4 protein-coding genes are annotated in these 3,639 nt (G+C 62.5%); all 4 read left to right on the top strand.

All coding sequences use genetic code 11. The annotated features are described in order from the left end of the window. The coding region (locus KVT32_RS27570; RefSeq protein ID WP_217619130.1) for a biotin/lipoyl-containing protein at positions 1 to 804 on the top strand (804 nt) is incomplete at its 5' end. Positions 805 to 817: 13 nt separating this feature from the next. Continuing rightward, positions 818 to 2,038 (top strand): CaiB/BaiF CoA-transferase family protein, encoded by a 1,221-nt coding sequence (locus KVT32_RS27565; RefSeq protein ID WP_254637040.1) that lies wholly within the window; start codon positions 818 to 820, stop codon positions 2,036 to 2,038. A 183-nt stretch (positions 2,039 to 2,221) separates the two neighbouring features. After that, complete coding sequence (locus KVT32_RS27560; protein WP_371825625.1) at positions 2,222 to 2,566, top strand: MaoC family dehydratase; 345 nt, start codon at positions 2,222 to 2,224, stop codon at positions 2,564 to 2,566. 68 nt (positions 2,567 to 2,634) lie between these two features. Next, positions 2,635 to 3,600, top strand: coding sequence for a tripartite tricarboxylate transporter substrate binding protein (locus KVT32_RS27555; RefSeq protein WP_217619129.1), 966 nt, complete (start codon positions 2,635 to 2,637; stop codon positions 3,598 to 3,600). The last annotated feature ends 39 nt before the right edge of the window (positions 3,601 to 3,639 follow it).

Raw genomic sequence — 3,639 nt, 5'->3', positions numbered from 1 at the left:
CTGGGCCAGACATCGTTGCTAGGTGTCCCCAGCAACCTCGGCTACCTGTTGCGCCTGCTGGACGACCCGGGAGTATTGAACGGGCGCGTGCACACCCGTTACCTGGACGAACACAAATCGCTGCAAACTCCGTGCAGCCGCCCGGCTGCCGCAGCAGTCTGCGCCACGCTGCCCTTGCCTGTGCAGTCCATGGCAGCCTCGCCCTGGCATGCCGGCGCGGCTTGCGGCGCGATGGACCGGGTGTTCCTGGATCCCGGCGCGCCTTTGGGGCGCGTGCGTTTCCTGCTGGACGCCGAGCCGGCATCGGTGGCTCTTCACGCCGTGGACGGAAGCGATGTCCGCGCGGGCGACAACCCGCAAAGCTGGAACGTGTCGCGCGATGCGTCCGGCTTGGGCGGCGTTGTGGACGGGTGGCGCTGGGACGCCTGCCTCGCGGCCGAAGGGTGGCATCTGCAGGTGGCGGGCGACCATTACTCGGTGCGCCCGGTTCTCCACGAAGGCAACGCCTCCGCTCGGGACGCCAGCGGGGCGACGGCACCGATGTCAGGCGTTATCGCAGCCGTGGCGGTGCAACCGGGAGACCGGGTGGCCCCGGGCGATGTCCTGGCCGTGATCGAGGCCATGAAGATGGAGTATTCGATCGTTGCCGATGTCGATGGAACAGTGGCGAATCTGCGCTACGGCCCAGGCGACAGCGTGCGGGAGGGCGAACTCATTGCCGACATCGTCCAGGACGACGCTGCGGCGATCGATGAGGGCAGGCAAATCGACGAACCGAAGTTTCAGGCCGGCAGCAGCCGCTAGGACCGAGATCATCATGCAGAAACCGCTAAGCCATATCCGTGTGCTGGACCTCTCCCGCATCCTGGCCGGCCCCTGGGCCACGCAGAACCTGGCCGATCTCGGCGCAGAAGTAATCAAGGTGGAGAAGCCGGATGTCGGAGACGACACCCGGCAGATGGGGCCGCCTTTTCTCAAAGACCGGCAGAGCGGTGAGAACGGCGACGCAGCCTATTTCATGAGCTGCAACCGTGGCAAGAAGTCCCTTGCCATCGATTTCTCGAACCCTAGAGGGCAGGAGATCTTGCGAGAGCTGGCGCGTAAGGCCGATGTCTTCGTCGAGAACTACAAGGTCGGAGCATTGAAGCGCTACGGTTTGGATTACGCCTCGCTTCGTGAGATCAACCCTCAACTGGTCTATTGTTCTGTGACGGGTTTTGGGCAAACGGGTCCCTACAAGGACCGCGCGGGCTACGACTATCTGATACAGGGTATGGGTGGTCTGATGAGCGTGACGGGCGAACGCGACGGCCTGCCCGGCGGGGGGCCGCAGCGGGCGGGTGTCGCTGTGGCTGATCTTTTGGCGGGGATGTACGCCACCACAGCCATTCTTGCCGCCTTGCAGCATCGCGATCGCGGCCATGGAGGCCAGCATATCGACATCAGCTTGCTGGACTGCATGGTGGGTTCGCTGGTGAACCAGTCGATGAACTATCTGGTCAGCGGGCGCGTGCCCCAGCGCATGGGTAGCGGCCACCCCAATATCGCGCCCTATGCGGTCTATCCGGCTGCCGATGGGCATCTGGTGCTCGCGGTCGGCAACGACACCCAGTTCCGCCGCCTGTGCCAAGCGGTCGGGCAGCCCGAGATTGGCACGGATCCGCGCTTCGCCACCATCGCCGACCGCGTGCACAACCGGGCCGAACTGGATGCCTGGCTGGTTCCCGTCACACGTTCGCGCCGGCTTGCCGACTGGACGGCGCTGCTGGAACGGGCGCAGGTCCCTGGCGGACCCATCAATGGCATGGACCAGGTCTTTGCCGACGAGCACGTAATCGCGCGTGGCATGCGCGCCGAGTTGGAGCATCCGCTGTACGGACCGGTTCCGACCGTGCGCAACCCCATCCGTTTTTCAGAAACGCCACTGGACCCGGCCGGCGCGCCACCATCGCTGGGCCAGCATAACGAAGAGGTACTGCAATCACTTGGGATTGCAACGGAGCAGATGGCGGAGCTGCGTGCCGCCGGCGTGCTCTGACCGACCATCAAGATAACCAAACAACCAGGAGAAGACAGTATGCGCAGATCAATCAACGTGGACGAGAACGGGCTGGAGGTGCTGGGCCTGGGCTTTTACTGGGACGACGTCGAGCCCGGCTACCGCTTTCGCACCTTGGGCCGCACGATTACGTAGGCCGACATCACTCTGTTCATCGGTACGGTGGGCATGGTGGAGGAAATGTTCACCAATCTGGACTATGTCGCGTCGCAATCCATCATCGGCTCGCGTCCGGCTCCTGGTTCGCTTGTTTTCTGCATGGCCGAAGGGCTGTTGATGCAGAGCACGATGCAGCGCACCGGCATGGCGTTCATGGAGGCGGATATCAAGGTCCACCGGCCCACGAACGCAGGCGACACCATCCATGTCGAGTGCGAAGTGGTCGAAGCCCGGGGGACTAGCAAGTCAGAGCGCGGCCTGGTGCGGACCTCAAATCGGGTGGTCAACCAGCGAGGGGAGGTGGTGCTTACCTATAACCCCCTGCGTATGGTCAAAACCCGCCCGTAGCTCGAAGCCCCACAAATTTTTCACACGAGGGGCGCGTAGACGGCCCCGTTTCACTCAAGGAGACATCAATGAAATTTTCCCTGCTTTTCGGGTTGCTAGCGTTAACTGTGTGCGCCCAGGGCGCAGTAGCGGCGCCTGCCTCCGCCTTTCCCGAGAAACCTATTACGGTCGTTGTTCCGTTCGCTGCGGGCAGTCCTACCGATGCAGTGGCCCGTGTGCTGTCTGACTCGCTTTCCAAGCGACTGGGGCAGCCGCTGATCGTGCAGAATCGTCCGGGCGCCACCGGTATGATCGGCAGCGAGTATGTGGCGCGCGCGCAGCCGGATGGCTACACCCTGCTGTTCGGCACTAACACTACTCAGGTAGCGAACAAATATTTCTTCAAGAACGTGTCTTATGACGGTCTGAAGGATTTCGCGCCAGTCGCCATCGTCGGCGGCGTGCCGCATGCGTTGGTCGTCAATCCGTCCGTGCCGGTCAGTTCCGTGGCGGAACTCATCGCCTATGCGAAGGCCAACCCGGGCAAGCTCTCGTTTCCCTACGCCAACAGCACCACGCGCATCACCGGCAGTACGTTTCGCGTGATGACGCATACCGATATCTCGGAGATTCCTTACAAGGCTTATGGCCAGGCCGTGTCCGAACTGTTGGGTGGGCAGACGCAAATGATGTTCATCGATTTTTCGACTGGCCTGGCCTACATGACCTCGGGCAAGCTCAAGCCCTTGGCCATCACCCCGGCCCGGTCGGACAAACTTCCCGGCGTGCCCGCTATGAAGGAGGCGTTGCCAGGCTTCGAGATCGGAAACTGGAACGGATTATTCGCGCCAAAGGGAACGCCGCCTGAGATCATTGACAAGCTCAATCGGGAAATCACCGGCGCGCTTGAGCAGCCGGAGGTACGTAAGCAGATCGATGGCACAGGCTATGAATTGCTGCCGCCCATGGCGCCCCAGGCGTTCGGAAAATACATTGCCGAGGAGAGTGCGCACTACGGCAAGTTGACCCAGGCCGCGGGCAACAAACCTGAATGAGTATCGGGCCGCGCGCCGTTCGCGCGCGGCATGTACTTC

Source organism: Achromobacter sp. GbtcB20 (assembly GCF_019091095.1).
Taxonomy (GTDB): Bacteria; Pseudomonadota; Gammaproteobacteria; order Burkholderiales; family Burkholderiaceae_B; genus Achromobacter; species Achromobacter mucicolens.
Note: the sequence above shows the minus strand (reverse complement) of the source record. Positions and strands in the feature narration are given on the sequence as shown.

Bases quoted from the DNA above. Each gene is read 5' to 3' on its own strand.
- KVT32_RS27555 (WP_217619129.1), top strand. From the start codon at position 2,635: ATGAAATTTTCCCTGCTTTTCGGGTTGCTAGCGTTAACTGTGTGCGCC.
- KVT32_RS27565 (WP_254637040.1), top strand. From the start codon at position 818: ATGCAGAAACCGCTAAGCCATATCCGTGTGCTGGACCTCTCCCGCATC.